This is a genomic window from Pseudomonas sp. USHLN015, from assembly GCF_037153275.1.
Taxonomy (GTDB): Bacteria; Pseudomonadota; Gammaproteobacteria; order Pseudomonadales; family Pseudomonadaceae; genus Metapseudomonas; species Metapseudomonas tohonis.
Window position 1 is genome coordinate 348,773 of sequence record NZ_JBBCKP010000007.1, and the last position, 17,558, is coordinate 366,330.

Sequence of the window (17,558 nt, forward strand, 5' to 3'; positions counted from 1 at the left end):
TTCAGCAGGCCAGGCGCCTGCTCCGTTCGGCGGTGCCGACACGGGCCAGCCAGTCCTTCCAGCGGATGCGTTCGTCACGCACCAGCCAGCCGTCCTGTTCGGCGAAGCTTTCCGAAAGCCAGACGCCCCGCGTACTGGCCGGCTTGAACTCGCCGTTACGCAGGGTCAGCAGCTCGCCGGTGGGCTTGCCATGGTCGCGAGGCAGCAGGTAGATGTCCGGACGGCGGCGTTCGAGGGCGGCAACCAGCTCGCCGTCGTGCAGGCTTTCGTCAACGTGGAAGAAGCTCACCTGGCGGGCATCGCGCGGCAGCTCCAGGCTCATGTCGTACACCAGCTGCAGCGAAGCGGTGGGCAGGTGCACGTAGGCACGCGGGCGCTCCAGCAGCGTCAGGCTGCCGCTCTGCACCGGGCGTGCTGCGCCTGACAAGGGGCTCAGGCGGAAGTGGCTGGCTTCGCGATAGTGCAGCTGGCGCTGGTAGGGCGTGGGCAGCCAGGTATCGGCGAAGCGCCCGCCGAGCCAGCCGTCCGGCGTCTCGATCAGGCACTCCTCGGCCACTTCCTGGATGGCGGTGAGCAGCGGCAGGTTGAGTTCATGGGCCGGTACGTAGCCGGAGATCAGCTTGAGCACGGTGTCGCCGCGGTCCAGCCGGCGCTGGCGCACCAGCACCCAGTACTCGCGCCCCTGCAGCTCCAGGGTCAGGCGCACGGAGACGCCCAGGTTGGCCAGCTCGACGGCGAAGCGCTGGCTGTCGGCGACCTCCACCGGGCGTCGGCGGCGTTCCAGCATCTGGGTGAAGTTCAGCGGCAACCCAAGGGCCTGGTAGGTCAGGCCGTCGGGGGTGGCTTCCACGTGGAGGGGCAGGGTCTTGAAGGCCCCCGGGTCTTTACGGGCCAGGATTCGCGGCATGTCGGCTCCTTCTTGCGTCGGGGTCGGCCGCTGTTGCGGCGCTCAGGGACGGCCTTGCAGCACCTCGGCGGCCGTCGCGACATTATGGGACAGATGCAGCGGATTGATGGTTCCGATGATGGCGCTGCCGACTCCGGGGTGGCCGAAGATCAGCTCGAAGCTCGCTTTCACCGGGTCGACGCCGGCCCCCAGGCAGGCATGGCCGCTGGCCAGGCCCTTCTTGATCAGGATGCCCTTGGCGTGACTGGCAGCATAGTCCAGCACCGGCTTCTCGCCCTGTTCGGCGAGGTTGTAGGTGACCATCGCGCAGTCGCCGCGCTCCAGCGCCAGCAGGCCGCCTTCCACGGTCTTGCCGGAAAGGCCGAAGGCGCGGATCTTGCCCTCGCGCTTGAGCTCGGCGAGGGTCTCGTAGGCACCGCTGTCGCGCAGGATGCGCAGGTCGTCGCCATCGGAGTGCAGCAGCAGCAGGTCGATGTAGTCGGTCTCCAGGCGCTTCAGGCTGCGCTCCACGGAGCGGCGGGTATGCGCCGGGCTGAAGTCGTGGCTGGAGCGGCCCGCCTCGAACTCCTCGCCGCTCTTGCTGACGATCACCCAGTCCTGGCGCCGGCCGCGCAGCAACGGGCCGAGGCGCTCCTCGCTGCGCCCATAGGCCGGCGCGGTGTCGATCAGGTTGATGCCCAGCTCATGTGCCAGGCCGATCAGGCGGCCGGCTTCGTCGTCATCGGGGATGGTGAAGCCCGAGGGGTATTTGACGCCCTGGTCGCGGCCCAGCTTGACGGTGCCCAGGCCCAGGGGGGAGACGATCAGGCCGGTGTCGCCCAGGGGGCGGTGCAGGTGGTGCAGGCTCCGGCTCACAGCAGTTCCTCCCAGACCGGTTGCGCCAGGCTCGGGCGCGGCAGCTCGGGCAGGGGCGCCGGCTGCGTCGGCCGTATCCCGTCGCGTTCCAGGGCGGTGATCACCCGGTCGGCGAAGTCGGGGGCCAGTGCCAGCTTGGTCGGCCAGCCCACCAGCAGGCGGCCCTGGTCGGCGAGGAAGGCGTTGTCCGGGCGCGCCAGGCCGTTCTGCACCGGCTCCGCTCGGTCCACCCGCAGGGTCGCCCATCGGGCGGCGGCCAGGTCGATCCAGGGCAGCAGGTCGCGCAGTTCCTTCTCCGCCGCGGCGATCTGCTCCGCCTCGTTGCGCGCCACGCCATCGGCTTCGGCGATTTCGCCCCCCAGGTACCAGACCCATTGGCCATCGGCGGCGGGATGGGTGGTGACGGTGACGCGCGGCTTGGGCCCGCCGTCGAGGCAGTGGGCGTAGAGCGGTTTCAGCCCGGGCGCCTTGACCATCACCATGTGCAGCGGGCGGCGCTGCATGGCCGGTTGCTGGATGCCGAGGGCCTGCAGCAGCGCCTCGTTGCCGGCGCCGGCGCTGAGCACGATGCGCTGGGCGCGGATGCTGCGACCGTCGACCACCAGGCCGACGAGCTCATCCCCCTCGCGCAGCGGTTCGATGCTGCGCCCGGCCAGCAGGCCGTCGCCGGCGAGGTCGGCCAGGCGCTGGATCAGGCTCGGCACATCCAGCACCAGTTCGGCGAGGCGATAGACCTTGCCCTTGAATTTCGGGTGTTGCAGGGCCGGGGGCAGGGCGTCGCCCTTGACCTGGTCGACGCGGCCGCGCACCGCCTTGCTGGCGAAGAAGCTGGTGATGTTGCCGGCCAGGGAGCCGGGCGACCACAGGTAGTGGGCGTCGGACAGCAGGCGCACCGGGCGCAGGTCCAGCTCGCCGTTGCCGGCCAGGGCCTCGCGCCAGCGGCGCGGCATGTCGGCGATGGCTTCGGAGGCGCCGGTCAGCGCGCCGTGCAGGGCGTACTTGGCGCCGCCGTGGATGATGCCCTGGGACTTCACGCTCTGCCCGCCGCCGAGGCTGGCGCTCTCCACCAGCAGGGTGGCGAAGCCCTGGCTGCGCAGGCGTGCCGCGAGCCAGAGGCCGGCGACGCCGCCGCCCACGATGAGGACGTCGGTGTTGAGAACCTGGGACATGGAAGCTGCCTCGAAGAAAACCGGCGCGCAGTATAACGCGCGCGGTGAGGCGGGGCTGACGTGGATCAGTGGCCGGTGCTGCTGGAGAACAGCTGGATCACCATGACGCCCGAGACGATCAGGCCCATGCCGAGCATGGCCGGGATGTCCAGCTTCTGCTGGTAGAGGAAGACCGCGGCGATGCTCACCAGGACGATGCCCAGGCCCGCCCAGATCGCATAGGCGATACCGACCGGGATGCTCTTGACCACCAGGCTGAGCATCCAGAAGGAGATGCCGTAGCCGACCACCACAAGGAGCAGCGGAAGGGGTTTGCTGAAGCCGTCGAGGGCCTTCATCGAGGTGGTGGCGATCACTTCGGCGGTGATGGCGATAGCGAGGTAGAGATAGCCGGTCATGGTGGCCTCCTGGGTTTTCCGGCTGCCGATTCTAGCCGTCGCAATGATGGGATAAAGTGATTACCCATCTGTAGTGGAGATAGGTCATGCAGTGGAACCTTGAGCAGATCCGCCTATTCGTCAGCGTCGCCGAAGGCCAGTCGTTCTCCTCGGCGGCACGTCGGCTCAACCGGGCGCAGTCGGCGGTCAGCAGTTCCATCGCCATGCTGGAGGCCGATCTCGGGGTGACGCTTTTCGAGCGCAGCAGCGGCCGCCAGCCGCGCCTGACCGCAGCCGGCGGCACCCTTCTGGAGGAGGCCCGCGAGGTGTTGCGCCAGTGCCAGCGCCTGGAGGGGCGCGCGCTCGGGCTGGTGCGGGGTGAAGAGGTGCGCCTGCGCCTGGCCCAGGACGAGGCCATGCCCTACCAGCCGGTGCTCGACAGCCTGGAGGCCTTGGCCAAGGCGTTCCCCCTGCTGGAAGTGCAACTGGCCAGCGGCGCCCAGGGTGACGTGGCGCGCAAGCTGCTGGAGCGCCGCGCCGACCTGGGCCTGCTGTTCCACCACGAGCAGATGCCCGAGGCGCTGGAGCGCCAGCGCCTGGGCACCATCGAGATGGTCACCGTCTGCGGCGTAGGCCATCCCCTGTCGGGTGTGGCGCATGTCGACCGTCGCGAGCTGGCCCGCCACCGCCAGTTGCTGATGGCGCCGCAGGACAGCCGCTACCCCGGCGGCGAGCAGATCAGCCCCTCGATCTGGCGCACCGACAGTTTCTACACCATGGCCGAGCTGCTGATGCGCAACCTGGGCTGGGCCTGGTTGCCGCGCCATGTAGTGCAGTACCCGACCTACCAGAACCAACTGGTGGAGCTGAGCAGCGACTGGACGCCGCCGCCCTTGGTGGTGGAGCTGGTCTGCCGCCGCGACGAGGCGCTGGGCCCGGCGGCGCTGTGGCTGGCCGACTGCTTCGCCGAGCACCTCAAGGCGATCGGCTGATCCCGGGCCGTCGCTCTGATAAGCTCCGCGCCCATGAATCGCACCCTCTATACCTTGCTGTTCCACCTCGGCCTGCCCCTCATCGCCCTGCGCCTGGCCTGGCGCGCCTGGCGCGCTCCGGCCTATGCACGGCGCATCGCCGAGCGCTTCGCCTTCGGCTTGCCGCCGCTGCGGCCGGGCGGCATCTGGGTGCATGCCGTATCCGTGGGCGAGAGCATCGCCGCCGCGCCGATGATCCGTGCCCTGCGCGAGCGCCACCCGATGCTGCCGATCACCGTCACCTGCATGACGCCCACTGGGTCCGAACGCATACGCGCGATGTTCGGCGACCAGGTGCAGCACTGCTACCTGCCCTATGACCTGCCCTGGGCGGCAGCGCGCTTCCAGCGCCTGCTGAAACCGAAGCTCGCGGTGATCATGGAAACCGAGCTGTGGCCCAACCACATCCACCAGTGCCACGTGCGCGGCGTGCCGGTGGTGCTGGCCAATGCGCGGCTGTCCGAGCGTTCGGCACGGGGTTACGCGCGCTTCCACAAGCTGACCGCGCCCATGCTTGCCGAGCTGAGCTGGCTGGCCGTGCAGACCGAGGCCGAGGCCGAGCGCTTCCGCAACCTGGGCGCCCGCCCCGAGGCGGTGACGGTGACCGGCTCGATCAAGTTCGACCTGCGCATCGACCCGGAGCTGCCCGTCCGTGCTGCCGCCCTGCGTGAGCAGTGGGGCGCGATGCAGCGCCCGGTCTGGATCGCCGCCAGCACCCACGCGGGCGAAGACGAGATCGTCCTCGCGGCTCACCGCCAGTTGCTGGCCGAGCGCCCCGACGCGTTGCTGATCCTGGTGCCGCGCCATCCGGAGCGCTTCAGCCCAGTGTTCGAGCTGTGCCGCCGCGAGGGCTTCGCCGCCGTGCGCCGCTCCAGCGGCGAGGCGGTGACGGCCAGCGACTCGGTGCTGGTGGGGGACACCATGGGCGAGCTGCTGTTCCTCTTCGCCCTGGCCGACATCGCCTTCGTCGGCGGCAGCCTGGTGCCCAACGGTGGGCACAACCTGCTGGAACCGGCCGCGCTGGGCAAGCCGGTGCTGAGCGGCCCGCACCTGTTCAACTTCCTCGATATCGCCGCGCAGTTGCGCGACAACGGTGCGCTGGTCGAAGTGGCCGACGCCTGCGCGTTGCGCGGCGCCGTCGCCGGCCTCTGGCACGACAGCGCCACTGCCGCCCGCATGCGCGATGCCGGGCTCGCCGTGCTCGAGGCCAATCAGGGAGCCCTGGAGCGGTTGCTCGCCGGGCTCGCGCGCGAGCTGGGGTGACTCGGGGCTCTGGCGATCGCCCGGAGGGGGTCAGAACGTGGGCGGGGTGATGATCCAGATGATCAGCGTGTCCCTGTCGCCAGGGTTGCCGTAGCGGTGGGGTTCCTGGCTGGAGAAGGAGAAGCTGTCGCCTTCGGCCAGCCGGAAATGCCGCTCACCGACCCAGAGCTCGAATTCGCCACTGAGGACGTAGCCGGCTTCCTCGCCTTCGTGGCTGTAGCTCTCTTCGCTGTAGGTGCCGGGAGGGAATCTTGAATGGAGGATCTCCAGCGAGCGACTCGGCTGCGGGCTGAGCAGCTCGTCGATGATGCCGTCATCGTAGTGCACGCTCATGCGGCTGTTCTTGCGCACCACGTAGCCCTTGTCCGCTTCTGCCGTGGGCGCTTCGCTGGCGAAGAACCACTGGATGGTGACGCCCAGGCTGCGGGCGATGTTGAACAGCGCGGGGATCGAAGGGTAGGCCAGGTTGCGTTCCAGCTGGCTGATGTAGCCGGCGGTCAGCGAACTCTGTTCGGCCAGCTCGGCGAGGGTCATGTCGCGACGTTTGCGCAAGGCGCGGATGCGCGTGCCGAGGAACTGGCTCTCGGGCGCATTGGCGGTGCCGGGCGGCGGCAGGCTGGGGCTCATGATCCCTCCGGTCCTTGGGGCTGGGCGGAGGGCTGGCCCCGCGCGAACGCGGCATTGTAAAGCAGCGGCGTGCCCCCTCGCGCCCTAGATTTCCCAGGCCGCCTGCAGCCCCTCGAATATCGCCTCTTCCACCGTGCGCGCGGCCAGGCAGTCGCCGATGCGCTGGAAGGGCACCAGGCCTTCAAGCGTCGCGCCCAGCTCGTCCAGCGGCTGGTGGCCCTGGCACAGCACCAGGGTGTCGACATCCTCGAACAGCAGCGGCTCGCCGCTGGCCGCGTGCAGCATGTACACCGTGCTGTCGTCGTGGCCGTAGAGGCGCGCGTAGGGGGTGATCGGAATACCGAGGCGGTGCAGTTCCCCGGCCATCTGGTCGCGCACGTAGAGCGGCAGGCTTTCGCCGCAATGGGTGCCATTCACCGCCAGCCTCACCGAGTGGCCCAGGCGGGTCAGTCGCTCGGCGATGCCGGGGCCGATCCAGTCGCAACGCCAGTCGGCCACCAGCACCGAGCGGCCGACCTGCACCTCACCTTTCAGCACCTGCCAGGCATCCACCACCTGCAGTTCACCGCCGCGCTCGATATCCGGCCAGTAGGGCCGTGCGCCGGTGGCGATGATCACCTGGTCCGGCCGCTCGCGCTCCACGAGCGCGCGGTCGACGCGGGTGTTGCGCACCACCTTCACGCCCGCCAGCTCCATCTCCCGCTGCAGGTTGGTGGCCGCGCCGCCGAACTCGCTGCGCCGGGGCAGCAGTTGCGCCAGCAGCACCTGGCCGCCGAGCTGCGCGCTCGCTTCGTAGAGGGTCACCTGATGGCCCCGTTGCGCGGCGACTGCAGCGGCCTTCATGCCCGCCGGGCCGCCGCCGACCACCATGATCCGCTGTGCCCGGCTGGTGATGGTTGGCTGGCCGTAGCGCAGCTCGCGCCCCGTTTCCGGGTGCTGGATGCAGGAGATGGGGTAGCCCTTGTGGAAGTGGCCGATGCAGGCCTGGTTGCAGGCGATGCAGGCGCGCACGTCGTCGACCCGGCCGCTGGCGCTCTTCTCCGGCATCAGTGGGTCGCAGATCAGTGCCCGGGTCATGCCGCAGACGTCGGCCTGGCCGCTGGCGATGATCCGTTCCGCCTCCTGGGGCTGGTTGATGCGCCCGGTGACGAACAGCGGGATGCCCAGGCGCGCCTTGAACCCGCCGGCGGTCGGTGCCAGGTAGGCCGGCTCCACCGCCATGGGCGGGACGATGTGCACGGCGCCGCCGAAGGAGGCGGAGGTGCCGGCCACCAGGTGCACGTAGTCCAGTTCGGGCTCCAGGGCGAGCACTGCCTGCAGTGTCTCGTCTTCGCCGAGGCCCTGGGGGTCGCGCTCGTCGGCGGAGATGCGCAGGCCGACGATGAAGTCCTCGCCCCCGGCCAGGCGCACTGCCGCGAGGATCTCGCGAAGAAAGCGCAGGCGTGCCTCGAGGTCGCCGTTGTAGCCGTCCTCGCGGCGGTTGACCCGGGGGTTGAGGAACTGCGCGGGCAGGTAGCCATGGCTGGCCACCACTTCCACCCCGTCCAGGCCGGCCTGGCGCAGGCGGCGGGTGGCGGCGCCGTAGCCTGCGACTATCTCGTCGATCATCCCCTGGTCGAGCGCACGGGGCATGACGCGGAAGCGCTCGTTCGGGGAGACGGAAGGGGCGTAGGCCACCGCCAGCAGGCCGCTGGCGGTCTCCATGATCTCGCGCCCCGGGTGGAACAGCTGCGACAGCACGAGGGTGCCGTGGGCATGGCAGGCTTCGGCCAGTTCGCGATAGCCCGCGATGCAGGCGTCCTCGGTGGCCATCAGCACGTGCGAGGTGTAGCGGGCACTGTCATGAACGCCCGCCACCTGCAGCACGATCAGGCCCACGCCACCCTCGGCGCGGGCGCGCTGGTAGGCGATCAGGGCATCGTTGACCCGGTTGTCGGTGGGCAGGCTGGTGTCGTGCCCGCTGGACATGATGCGGTTCTTCAGGCGCTTGCCACGGATCTGCAGGGGCTCGAACAGGTGGGGGAAGGCGTGCATGGCAATCCTCGCAGGGTTGCTGGAGTTCTTATGAATTCATTACTTGTTTATCCATGGTAAAAAATCAACTTGTTTTTTTACTGATGCGCATCTAGCGTGATCCCTGCCCCTCGACGGGCCATCCCCGTACAACAAGAACAATGGGAGAAACACCATGCGCTACGATTCTCCGCGTCACTCGACCGGCCTGCCTCGCCTTTTCCTCCTCATCGCCCTGCTGGCGCCCGCCCTCGTGGCTCAGGGTGCCCCCGACATGGTGGTGGTCGGCTATGGCGGTGATGGCCAGAAGGCCCAGGACGAGGCTTTCTTCAAACCCTTCGCGGCCGAGGACGGCAAGCCGATCATCCAGAGCGAATACAACGGCGAGATGGCGCGCATCCGCGTGATGGCCGATACCGGCCACGTCGACTGGGACCTGGTGCAGATCGAAGGGCCTGACCTGGTGCGGGGCTGTGAGAGCGGTCTGTTCGAGCGCCTGGACTGGCAGCGTATCGGCGGGCGCGACCGGCTGGTCGACGATGCCGCCCAGGAGTGTGGTTCCGCCGCGCTGGTGTGGGGTGTCGCCCTGGCCTATGACGCCGACCGGCTGCAATCCCCACCGACCTCCTGGGCCGATTTCTGGGACCTTGAGAAATTCCCCGGCAAGCGCGGGCTGCGCAAGCGTGCGGTCTACAACCTGGAGTTCGCCCTGCTGGCCGACGGCGTGCCGGTGGGGGAGGTCTACAAGGTGCTGGCCAGCCCGGGTGGCGTCGACCGGGCCTTCGCCAAGCTCGACCAGATCAAGTCGCAGATCCAGTGGTGGGAGGCCGGCGCCCAGCCCGCCCAGTGGCTGGCAGCGGGTGATGTGGTGATGACCTCGTCCTACTCGGGACGCGTGGCGGCGGCTCACCGGGCAGGACGCAACCTCGATCTGGTCCTGCCGGGCAGCCTCTACGGCATGGACTACTGGGCGATCATCAAGGGCTCCCGGCATGCGCAGCGGGCCGAGCGACTGATCGCCTTCGCCAATCGCAAGGAGCCCCAGCTGGCGTACATCCAGCGCATTCCCTACGGGCCGACCAACCGGGATGCCGCCGCCGCGCTGGACGCGGAGCAGGCCCGCTGGATACCGGCGACCCCGCAGGCCCTGGCGGCGAGCCTGCCGATGGATGTGGAGTTCTGGGTCGATCACGGCGAGGAACTCGAAGAGCGTTTCAATGCCTGGGCGGTGCGCTAGGTCGGCGCGATACTTGCCTGCATTCCCGCGGCCGCCATCGCTGGCGGCCGAACCTGCGCCAGTTCCCACGGAGATCGCCATGACGCCCCTGCACGCCCCGCTTCCGCCTTCGTCCTGCACCCCAGAGGAGCGCGCCCTGCGCCAGGAGCTGGCAGCCTGCTACAGGCTCATCGCCCATTTCCGCATGACCGACCTGATCTTCACCCACATCTCGGCGCGGTTGCCGGGGCCGGAGCACCATTTCCTGATCAATCCCTATGGGCTGATGTTCGACGAGATCCGCGCCAGCGACCTGGTGAAGATCGACCTGCTGGGGCGGCCGGTGGAGCCCACCCGCTACAAGGTCAACCCGGCAGGATTCGTCATACACAGTGCCATCCATGCCGCTCGCGAGGATGCCTGGTGCGTGCTGCACACCCACACCCGCGCCGGTTGCGCGGTGGCCGCACAACCGGCCGGGCTGTTGCCGGTGAACCAGATATCCATGGAGTTCTACGGCCGCGTCGCCTACCACGACTACGAGGGCGTGGCGCTCAACCTCGACGAACAGAAGCGCCTGGTGGCGGACCTGGGCGACAAGCCGGTGATGATCCTGCGCAACCACGGCCTGCTCACGGTCGGTGAGACGCCGGCCCAGGCCTTCCTGCGCATGTACTACCTGGAGAAGGCCTGCGACATCCAGGTGGCGGCCCAGGCCGGTGGCGAACTGCTGCTGCCGCCCCACGAGGTCTGCGAGCACACCCAGCGCCAGTTCAACGAGCCCGCACGGCCGGTGGCGGAGGGTGAACTGACCGACCCGGATGCGATGGACCTGGCCTGGCAGGCGCTATTGAGGTTGTTGCAGCGCGTGGCGCCGGATTATCGGGACTGAATGCATGCGGCACGGGTGAGCCGTAGGTCGAGTGCAACCCGCAGTGCCCTCGTTCCGTCGTCATTCGGCGGGTTTCACCCGCCCTGCATGCGCCTGTAAAGGCATGAAAAAGCCCGGCAAGAGCCGGGCTTTTTCATGTCGCGAGCACTACTCAGTAGTTGCTCTTGTTCTTCAGGCTGGCTTCCGCAGCCTTGGCCAGGTCCGGGGGCAGGAAGTCCTTGTCCGGGTCGTAGTCGGACTTGAGGAAGCTGGCGAGGGCTTCCAGATCCGACGGGCTCAGGGTGCCGGCCGCCTGCTTCAGGCGCAGGTTGTCGAGGATGTAGTCGTAGCGCGCGTTGTTGTAGTCGCGCACCGAGCTGTACAGCTGGCGCTGGGCATCGAGCACGTCGACGATGTTGCGGGTACCGACCTGGTAGCCGATCTCGGTGGCTTCCAGGGCGCTCTGGTTGGAGATGATCGACTGCTTGCGAGCCTTCACCTGCTCCACGTCGGTGTTCACCGCACGGTGGTAGTTGCGGGTGTTCTGCACCACCTGGCGACGCAGGCTTTCACGCTGCTGCTCGGTCTGGTTGAGGCGCTGGTAGGACTCGCGCACCTGGGAGCTGGTCAGGCCGCCGCTGTAGATCGGGATGTTGAGCTGCAGGCCGATGGTGCGCTGCTCGACGTCGCTACCGTAGCGTACGGGGCTTGCGCCGGTATTGCTGAAGCCGAGGCTATCGTTGTCGCCCTTCTGGTACTGGGCGACGGCGTCCAGCGTCGGCGCGTGGCCGGCCTTGCGCTGGCGCAGGGTTTCTTCGGCGGCGTCGACGGCGTAGTTGCTGGCCTGCAGGTTGAGGTTCTGCTGGGCGGCGGTGTCGACCCAGGCCTTGGCGTCGTTCGGCGCGGGCACGACCACCGGCAGGGTGTGCTGGATGCCTTCGATGGAGGTGTATTCGCGGTTGGTCAGGGTGATCAGTGCCTGGAAGGCGTCATCAACGTTGCGCTCGGCGATGATGCGGTTGGCGCGGGCGGTGTCGAAGCCGGCCTGGGCTTCCAGCACATCGGTCTTGTCGGAGAGACCGACATCGAAGCGCTCGTTGGCCTGGTCGAGCTGGCGCTTGAATGCCGCTTCCTCGGCCTTGGTGGAGGCCAGGTTGTCCTGGGCACGGAGTACCGCGAAATAGCCTTCGGCGGTCTGCAGGATCAGGTTCTGCTGGGTCGCGGAGAATTCCAGGGAGGCCTGCTCGGTGCTGGCCTCGGCAGCCTGCAGCTGGAACCAGCGGTCGGCGCGGAAGATCGGCTGGCTCAGGCTGGCCTGGTAGGCGATGCCGCTGCGGGAGCTGGTGGCCGACGGCTCGTCGAGCTTGGTGCGGGTGTCGTTGGCGGTGGCGCCGCCGTTGATCTGCGGCAGCAGGCCGGAACGGGCCTGGGGCACGGCCTCGCGCACGGCCTCGAAGTTGGCGCGCGCGGCGGCGAGATCGGCGTTGTTGTCTACGGCGTCCTTGTAGACGGTCACGAGATCCGTCTTGGCTGACAGCGGGGCCTCTGCTGCCCAGGCACTACCCGCGAAAGCGGAGGCCACGGCAACAGCCAGTGAGAGTCTGCGCAGCATGATCAATCCTAGATTCAGTGAAGTCGGGCAAGGCTACGGCTGCCGTGATACGCGGTCAAGACGGGCCCATGGCGGGGTCAGTGTAGTTTGCAACACGTTATGTTGCTTGCCGGGAACAATGAATGCATGACGCGGTCCGGGCGTCGGTTTCGGACGGGCTGGTCATTTATTTCTGACCTTGGGGTTGGTTTTGTGGAAGGGGCTTGTTTAGACTGGCCGCGTTCTTGTCGGGGTGCCTCGAATCGGAGGCTGAGATCGGAAAGTTCCGGATCCCGTTGAACCTGATCAGGTTAAGGCCTGCGTAGGGAACAAGATGCGCCTCCCGCGCCTTGCGGCATTCCTGGGAGGCTCCTCTCGGCACCGGTCCCGGTGCACTCTGCCCCTCAGGTTCGCTCCGACATCACCCAGGAGCTAGCCGATGACTGCAAAACAACAAGCGAACCTGAGCGAAAGCGCCCAGGTCGATCAGCAATCCATCCAGCCTTTCCCCCGTTCCCAGAAGGTCTACGTGCAGGGCTCGCGCCCGGACATCCGCGTGCCGATGCGCGAGATCAGCCTGGACGTGACCCCCACCGCCTTCGGCGGCGAGATCAACGCGCCGGTGATGGTCTACGACACCTCCGGCCCCTACACCGACCCGAGCGTCACCATCGACGTGCGCAAGGGCCTGGCCGACATCCGCTCGCAGTGGATCGAGGACCGCGGCGACACCGAGCTGCTCGCCGGCCTGTCCTCCAGTTTCGGCCAGGAGCGCCTGGCCAACCCCGAGCTGACCGCCATGCGCTTCGCCCACGTGCGCAACCCGCGCCGGGCCAAGCCCGGGCGCAACGTCAGCCAGATGCACTACGCCCGCCAGGGGATCATCACCCCGGAGATGGAGTTCGTCGCCATCCGCGAGAACATGAAGCTGGCCGAGGCGCGCGCCGCCGGCCTGCTCAAGGAGCAGCACGCCGGGCACAGCTTCGGCGCCAGCATCCCCGCGGTGATCACCCCCGAGTTCGTGCGTGACGAGATCGCCCGCGGCCGCGCCATCATCCCCGCCAACATCAACCACACCGAGCTGGAGCCGATGATCATCGGCCGCAACTTCCTGGTGAAGATCAACGGCAACATCGGCAACTCGGCCCTGGGCTCCTCCATCGAGGAAGAGGTGGCCAAGCTGACCTGGGGCATCCGCTGGGGCTCGGACACGGTGATGGACCTGTCCACCGGCAAGCACATCCACGAGACCCGCGAGTGGATAATCCGCAACTCGCCGGTGCCCATCGGCACCGTGCCGATCTACCAGGCGCTGGAGAAGGTCGGCGGCATCGCCGAGAACCTGACCTGGGAGCTGTTCCGCGACACGCTGATCGAGCAGGCCGAGCAGGGCGTCGACTACTTCACCATCCATGCCGGCGTACTGCTGCGCTACGTGCCGCTGACCGCCAAGCGCGTCACCGGCATCGTCTCCCGCGGCGGTTCGATCATGGCCAAGTGGTGCCTGGCGCATCACCAGGAGAACTTCCTCTACACCCACTTCGAGGAAATCTGCGAAATCATGAAGGCCTATGACGTCAGCTTCTCGCTGGGCGATGGCCTGCGTCCGGGCTCCATCGCCGACGCCAACGACGCTGCGCAGTTCGGTGAACTGGAGACCCTCGGCGAGCTGACCAAGATCGCCTGGAAGCACGACGTGCAGTGCATGATCGAAGGCCCGGGCCACGTGCCCATGCAGTTGATCAAGGAGAACATGGACAAGCAGCTGGAGTGCTGCGACGAGGCACCGTTCTACACCCTGGGCCCGCTGACCACCGACATCGCCCCCGGCTACGACCACATCACCAGCGGCATCGGCGCCGCCATGATCGGCTGGTTCGGCTGCGCCATGCTCTGCTACGTCACGCCCAAGGAGCACCTGGGCCTGCCGAACAAGGATGACGTGAAGACCGGGATCATCACCTACAAGATCGCCGCCCACGCCGCCGACCTTGCCAAGGGCCACCCGGGGGCGCAGATCCGCGACAACGCCCTGTCCAAGGCGCGTTTCGAATTCCGTTGGGAGGACCAGTTCAACCTCGGCCTCGACCCCGACACCGCCCGCGCCTTCCACGACGAGACCCTGCCGAAGGACTCGGCCAAGGTGGCGCACTTCTGTTCCATGTGCGGGCCGAAGTTCTGCTCCATGAAGATCACCCAGGAGGTGCGCGACTACGCCAAGGAAAACGGCCTCTCCGAGGAGAGCCAGGCCATCGAGGCCGGCTTCCAGGAGCAGGCGGCGCGCTTCAAGGACGAAGGCTCGGTGATCTACAAGCAGGTCTGACCGGCCTCGCGGCTGCACCCACGGGCCCGGCGCACTGCGCCGGGCCTTCTTCGTCCACTCTCCAGGGCCTTTAGCGTGACCACCCCCAGCTACTCGCCGTCCCTGCCGGTTCCCGCCGGCCAGCGCGTTTTCGGCGCGCGCGACCTCTTCTCCCTCTGGTTCTCCCTCGGCGTCGGCCTGATGGTGCTGCAGCTCGGTGCGCTGCTGGCGCCCGGGCTCGGCCTGGCCGGGTCGCTGGCGGCCATCGCCTGCGGCACCGCCGTCGGCGTGCTGCTGCTCGGCGCCGCGGCGGTGATCGGCAGCGACACCGGCCTCTCGGCCATGGGCACCCTCGGCCTGGCCCTGGGCCGGCGCGGCGCCGTGCTGCCGGCGCTGCTCAACCTCCTGCAACTGGTGGGCTGGGGCGCGTTCGAGATCATCGTCATGCGTGACGCCGCGAGCCTGCTGGCCACCCGTGCCTGGGGCGAAGGCAGCACGCTGGCCTCGCCGGCGCTGTGGACCCTGTTCTTCGGCGCGCTGGCGACCCTGCTGGCGGTGACCGGCCCGCTCACCTTCGTGCGCCGCGTGCTGCGCAAGTGGGGCATCTGGCTGCTGCTGGGCGCCTGCATCTGGCTGACCTGGAACCTGTTCGACAAGGCCGACCTGGGCGCGATCTGGGCCCGTGACGGCGACGGCTCGCTGCCCTTCGCCCTGGGCTTCGACATCGCCATCGCCATGCCGCTGTCCTGGCTGCCGCTGATCGCCGACTACTCGCGCTTCGGCAAGCGTGCGCGCAGCGTGTTCGGCGGCACCGCGGTGGGTTTCTTCCTCGGCAATTTCTGGCTGATGAGCCTGGGCGTCGCCTACACCCTGGCCTTCGCGCCGAGCGGTGAGGTCAACGCATTGCTGCTGGCACTGGCCGGTGCCGGGCTCGGTATCCCGCTGCTGCTGATCCTGCTGGACGAGTCGGAGAACGCCTTCGCCGACATCCACTCGGCGGCGGTTTCCAGCGGCATCCTGGTGTCGGTGAAGGTGGAGCGCCTGGCCCTGGCCATCGGCGCCCTGTGCACGCTGATCGCCTGGTTCGCGCCGCTGGCCGAGTACCAGAACTTCCTGCTGCTGATCGGCTCGGTGTTCGCACCGCTGTTCGGCGTGGTGCTGGTGGACCACTTCGTCCTGCGCCGCCGCCGCGAGGAGCTGGCGCCGCGCCGCGCACTGCGCTGGGACACGCTGGCCGCCTGGTTCTGTGGCGTCGCGGTGTACCACCTGCTGGCGAACTTCATGCCCGAGGTGGGCGCCACCCTGCCGGCGCTGCTGCTGGCCGGCGGGTTGCAGGTGCTGCTGGGGTCCCTCAGCCGCGGCCGGGGAAGTATTGGGGCTTCAGTATCCCGTTGAGCTGCGGATAGGGGATGGTCAGCTCGGGGTGGCCGCCGGCGTAGGGCGCGATGCTGTAGACGTCGTACTTGAGCAGCAGCGCGCCACGGCCGAGGGCGATGTGCTCGGTGCGCTGGAAGGGCCAGGTGCTTGCGTACTCCGGGTCCTGGTCCAGCTTGTTGGCGGCCAGCCAGCGCTGGTGGGCCTGCTCGGCGAGCTTCCAGAACTCGGCTTCCTGGCCGGGGATGAGCATGTCGCGCAGTGTCAGCACCTTGTCCTGCGTGCGGTCGTAGTTGATCAGCCCGCGCCCGGGCATGCCGTGGGCACCGCCGGTGGCCAGGTAGCTGGACAGTTCGATGATGGTCAATTGGTCACGTTGCTCGCGTACCTTGGCCTGCAGGTAGCTGGCCCAGCCGGGCTCGGCGCGCTGCAGGAAGTCCTTCTCGTAGGACTGCAGCGAGGCCGGCAACGGCGCGTCCGGTGCGTCGGCGGTCATGCGCAGCAGGCGCTGGGTCACCCGTTCGCTGAGCTGCGGATGGTCGGGAAAACTGATGACGTCGATGTTCACCAACGGGCAGCTATCGCCCTGGCAGCCGGGCTTGAGGTGTTCCCAGGCATCGCGCTTGACGGCCAGGCCCTTGTCGCCGGGCGTAAGCGCCTGGCAGGCGCCGAGGAGGAGGGCGCAGCCGAGGAGGAGCAGTTTCTTGTGCATCGGGATTGAATTCGTCATCGGGTGGGGAGTCGTTATGGATTGCGTGCTTCGACTGCCGGTGGCGGTTCGAGTTCGCTCGCAGAAGCGCATGATCCCAGCCGCAAATCCATCTGCAAAGAGGCTGCGCGAGGCGAATCGCCAGAGTAGGATGCGCGAAACGCGGGACCATCAGATCGAGTGAGGCGTAGATGATAGATACCTTCAAACCCGGGCCGGACGCGGTCGAGATCATCGAGCGCGAGGAGTGCTTCCGTGGCTTCTACCGCCTGGATCGCCTGCACCTGCGTCATCGCCAGTTCTCCGGGGAGATGGGGCCGACGCTCAGCCGCGAGCTGTTCGTGCGCCATGATGCCGTGTGCGTGCTGCCCTACGATCCGCAACGCGACCAGGTGGTGCTGATCGAGCAGTTCCGCGTCGGTGCCATGCACAAGAGCGCCAACCCCTGGATGCTGGAGCTGGTGGCCGGGCTGATCGACAAGGACGAGGAGCCGGACGAGGTGGCGCGCCGTGAGGCCGTCGAGGAGGCCGACCTGACGCTGACGTCGCTGTGGCCGATCACCGCCTATTATCCTTCTCCAGGGGGATCGGACGAATACGTGCACCTGTACGTCGGACGTTGCGACAGCGGCGGCGCCGGTGGGGTGCACGGGCTGGCCGAGGAGGGCGAGGACATCCGCGTCCACGTGCTGTCCTTCGCCGATGCGCTGGCTGCGTTGCGTGACGGCCGCATCATCAACGCCGCCGCCATCATCGCCCTGCAATGGCTGGCACTGAACCGGGATGAAGTACGGGGGATGTGGACGTGAATCTGTTGCGCGATCGCTACCGGGTGGACCTCGTCGGGCTGCAAGCGGCCTGCGAGGCGAACTACGCCCGGCTGATGCGATTGCTGCCGCAGATGCGCGAGGTCCAGTCCTCGCGCCGCGTGGCCTTGAGCCAGGGCGAGCGCCTGGTGGGCGTGCTGGCGCTGGACGTGGTCGAAGCCTGCCCGTACACCACCACGTTGAAGGTGCGCCAGGAGCTCAGCCTGCCCTGGCTGCCCTCGCCGCAGCTGGAGGTGCGCGTCTACCACGATGCGCGCATGGCCGAGGTGGTCGGGGCCGAGAATGCACGGCGGCTGCGCAGCTTCTACCCCTATCCGAACGCCGACATGCACCAGCCCGACGAGAAGAGCCAGCTCAATGTCTTCCTCGGCGAATGGCTGAGCCATTGCCTGGCCTGTGGCCACGAACTGGAGCCCGTGCTCTAGA

At 68.1% G+C, this 17,558-nt stretch carries 16 protein-coding genes and 1 riboswitch; of the genes, 8 read left to right on the forward strand and 8 right to left on the reverse strand.

Features of this window, described 5'->3' with window-relative positions:
* Position 1: 1 nt before the first annotated feature.
* The 4 genes from WFQ67_RS16650 to WFQ67_RS16665 all read right to left on the reverse strand — a co-directional run bounded on the left by WFQ67_RS16650 (position 2) and on the right by WFQ67_RS16665 (position 3,329).
* Positions 2-907 (reverse strand): metal ABC transporter ATPase, encoded by a 906-nt coding sequence (locus tag WFQ67_RS16650; RefSeq protein ID WP_173171307.1) that lies wholly within the window; start codon positions 905-907, stop codon positions 2-4.
* Between the two features lie 42 nt (positions 908-949).
* Positions 950-1,762, reverse strand: coding sequence for an aldo/keto reductase (locus WFQ67_RS16655; protein WP_173171309.1), 813 nt, complete (start codon positions 1,760-1,762; stop codon positions 950-952).
* Entirely contained in the window at positions 1,759-2,931 is a 1,173-nt protein-coding gene (locus tag WFQ67_RS16660) for an NAD(P)/FAD-dependent oxidoreductase (protein ID WP_337057592.1), read from the reverse strand. Before WFQ67_RS16660 ends, WFQ67_RS16655 begins: the two co-directional genes overlap by 4 nt.
* 65 nt (positions 2,932-2,996) lie before the next feature.
* Complete coding sequence (locus WFQ67_RS16665; protein ID WP_213626623.1) at positions 2,997-3,329, reverse strand: DMT family transporter; 333 nt, start codon at positions 3,327-3,329, stop codon at positions 2,997-2,999.
* 86 nt (positions 3,330-3,415) lie between these two features.
* Between WFQ67_RS16665 and WFQ67_RS16670 the strand changes: the two genes are divergently transcribed.
* Both WFQ67_RS16670 and waaA read left to right on the forward strand, forming a co-directional pair.
* Positions 3,416-4,300, forward strand: coding sequence for a LysR family transcriptional regulator (locus WFQ67_RS16670; protein ID WP_213626621.1), 885 nt, complete (start codon positions 3,416-3,418; stop codon positions 4,298-4,300).
* Between the two features lie 33 nt (positions 4,301-4,333).
* The gene (waaA, locus tag WFQ67_RS16675; RefSeq protein WP_337057593.1) at positions 4,334-5,602 is read left to right on the forward strand and encodes a lipid IV(A) 3-deoxy-D-manno-octulosonic acid transferase; all 1,269 of its coding nucleotides are present in this window, start codon (positions 4,334-4,336) and stop codon (positions 5,600-5,602) included.
* 30 nt (positions 5,603-5,632) lie between these two features.
* On the opposite strand, the gene WFQ67_RS16680 is transcribed toward waaA, so the two are convergent.
* The gene (locus WFQ67_RS16680; protein ID WP_173171319.1) at positions 5,633-6,229 is read right to left on the reverse strand and encodes a cupin domain-containing protein; all 597 of its coding nucleotides are present in this window, start codon (positions 6,227-6,229) and stop codon (positions 5,633-5,635) included.
* An 84-nt stretch (positions 6,230-6,313) separates the two neighbouring features.
* Positions 6,314-8,263, reverse strand: coding sequence for an oxidoreductase (locus WFQ67_RS16685; RefSeq protein WP_213626617.1), 1,950 nt, complete (start codon positions 8,261-8,263; stop codon positions 6,314-6,316).
* Between the two features lie 154 nt (positions 8,264-8,417).
* On the opposite strand from WFQ67_RS16685, the gene WFQ67_RS16690 reads away from it, so the two are divergent.
* Positions 8,418-9,479, forward strand: coding sequence for an ABC transporter substrate-binding protein (locus WFQ67_RS16690; protein WP_213626615.1), 1,062 nt, complete (start codon positions 8,418-8,420; stop codon positions 9,477-9,479).
* Positions 9,480-9,558: 79 nt separating this feature from the next.
* A complete protein-coding gene (locus WFQ67_RS16695) occupies positions 9,559-10,350 on the forward strand; it encodes a class II aldolase/adducin family protein (RefSeq protein WP_213626613.1) in 792 nt (263 codons plus the stop codon).
* 151 nt (positions 10,351-10,501) lie between these two features.
* Here the strand turns inward: WFQ67_RS16695 and WFQ67_RS16700 are convergent, their stop codons facing one another.
* Positions 10,502-11,941: a TolC family outer membrane protein gene (locus tag WFQ67_RS16700; protein WP_213626611.1), complete on the reverse strand. Its 1,440-nt coding sequence runs from the start codon at positions 11,939-11,941 to the stop codon at positions 10,502-10,504.
* A 218-nt stretch (positions 11,942-12,159) separates the two neighbouring features.
* Positions 12,160-12,266, forward strand: a riboswitch (TPP riboswitch).
* 93 nt (positions 12,267-12,359) lie between these two features.
* Between WFQ67_RS16700 and thiC the strand changes: the two genes are divergently transcribed.
* Together thiC and cytX are read left to right on the forward strand one after the other, a co-directional pair.
* A complete protein-coding gene (gene thiC, locus WFQ67_RS16705) occupies positions 12,360-14,243 on the forward strand; it encodes a phosphomethylpyrimidine synthase ThiC (protein WP_173171331.1) in 1,884 nt (627 codons plus the stop codon).
* Positions 14,244-14,318: 75 nt separating this feature from the next.
* A complete protein-coding gene (gene cytX, locus WFQ67_RS16710; RefSeq protein WP_337057594.1) occupies positions 14,319-15,617 on the forward strand; it encodes a putative hydroxymethylpyrimidine transporter CytX in 1,299 nt (432 codons plus the stop codon).
* On the opposite strand, the gene WFQ67_RS16715 is transcribed toward cytX, so the two are convergent.
* A complete protein-coding gene (locus WFQ67_RS16715; RefSeq protein WP_337057595.1) occupies positions 15,574-16,308 on the reverse strand; it encodes an RsiV family protein in 735 nt (244 codons plus the stop codon). The genes cytX and WFQ67_RS16715 overlap by 44 nt on opposite strands.
* Positions 16,309-16,496: 188 nt before the next feature.
* Between WFQ67_RS16715 and WFQ67_RS16720 the strand changes: the two genes are divergently transcribed.
* Positions 16,497-17,114 (forward strand): NUDIX domain-containing protein, encoded by a 618-nt coding sequence (locus WFQ67_RS16720; protein WP_337057596.1) that lies wholly within the window; start codon positions 16,497-16,499, stop codon positions 17,112-17,114.
* Positions 17,105-17,557 carry a DUF1249 domain-containing protein gene (locus WFQ67_RS16725; protein ID WP_173171337.1) on the forward strand — a complete coding sequence of 151 codons (453 nt, stop codon included), beginning with the start codon at positions 17,105-17,107 and terminating at the stop codon, positions 17,555-17,557. Before WFQ67_RS16720 ends, WFQ67_RS16725 begins: the two co-directional genes overlap by 10 nt.
* The last annotated feature ends 1 nt before the right edge of the window (position 17,558 follow it).

Bases quoted from the DNA above. Each gene is read 5' to 3' on its own strand.
- WFQ67_RS16650 (WP_173171307.1), bottom strand. From the start codon at position 907: ATGCCGCGAATCCTGGCCCGTAAAGACCCGGGGGCCTTCAAGACCCTG.
- WFQ67_RS16660 (WP_337057592.1), bottom strand. From the start codon at position 2,931: ATGTCCCAGGTTCTCAACACCGACGTCCTCATCGTGGGCGGCGGCGTC.
- WFQ67_RS16665 (WP_213626623.1), bottom strand. From the start codon at position 3,329: ATGACCGGCTATCTCTACCTCGCTATCGCCATCACCGCCGAAGTGATC.
- WFQ67_RS16670 (WP_213626621.1), top strand. From the start codon at position 3,416: ATGCAGTGGAACCTTGAGCAGATCCGCCTATTCGTCAGCGTCGCCGAA.
- waaA (WP_337057593.1), top strand. From the start codon at position 4,334: ATGAATCGCACCCTCTATACCTTGCTGTTCCACCTCGGCCTGCCCCTC.
- WFQ67_RS16680 (WP_173171319.1), bottom strand. From the start codon at position 6,229: ATGAGCCCCAGCCTGCCGCCGCCCGGCACCGCCAATGCGCCCGAGAGC.
- WFQ67_RS16685 (WP_213626617.1), bottom strand. From the start codon at position 8,263: ATGCACGCCTTCCCCCACCTGTTCGAGCCCCTGCAGATCCGTGGCAAG.
- WFQ67_RS16690 (WP_213626615.1), top strand. From the start codon at position 8,418: ATGCGCTACGATTCTCCGCGTCACTCGACCGGCCTGCCTCGCCTTTTC.
- WFQ67_RS16695 (WP_213626613.1), top strand. From the start codon at position 9,559: ATGACGCCCCTGCACGCCCCGCTTCCGCCTTCGTCCTGCACCCCAGAG.
- WFQ67_RS16700 (WP_213626611.1), bottom strand. From the start codon at position 11,941: ATGCTGCGCAGACTCTCACTGGCTGTTGCCGTGGCCTCCGCTTTCGCG.
- thiC (WP_173171331.1), top strand. From the start codon at position 12,360: ATGACTGCAAAACAACAAGCGAACCTGAGCGAAAGCGCCCAGGTCGAT.
- WFQ67_RS16715 (WP_337057595.1), bottom strand. From the start codon at position 16,308: ATGCACAAGAAACTGCTCCTCCTCGGCTGCGCCCTCCTCCTCGGCGCC.
- WFQ67_RS16720 (WP_337057596.1), top strand. From the start codon at position 16,497: ATGATAGATACCTTCAAACCCGGGCCGGACGCGGTCGAGATCATCGAG.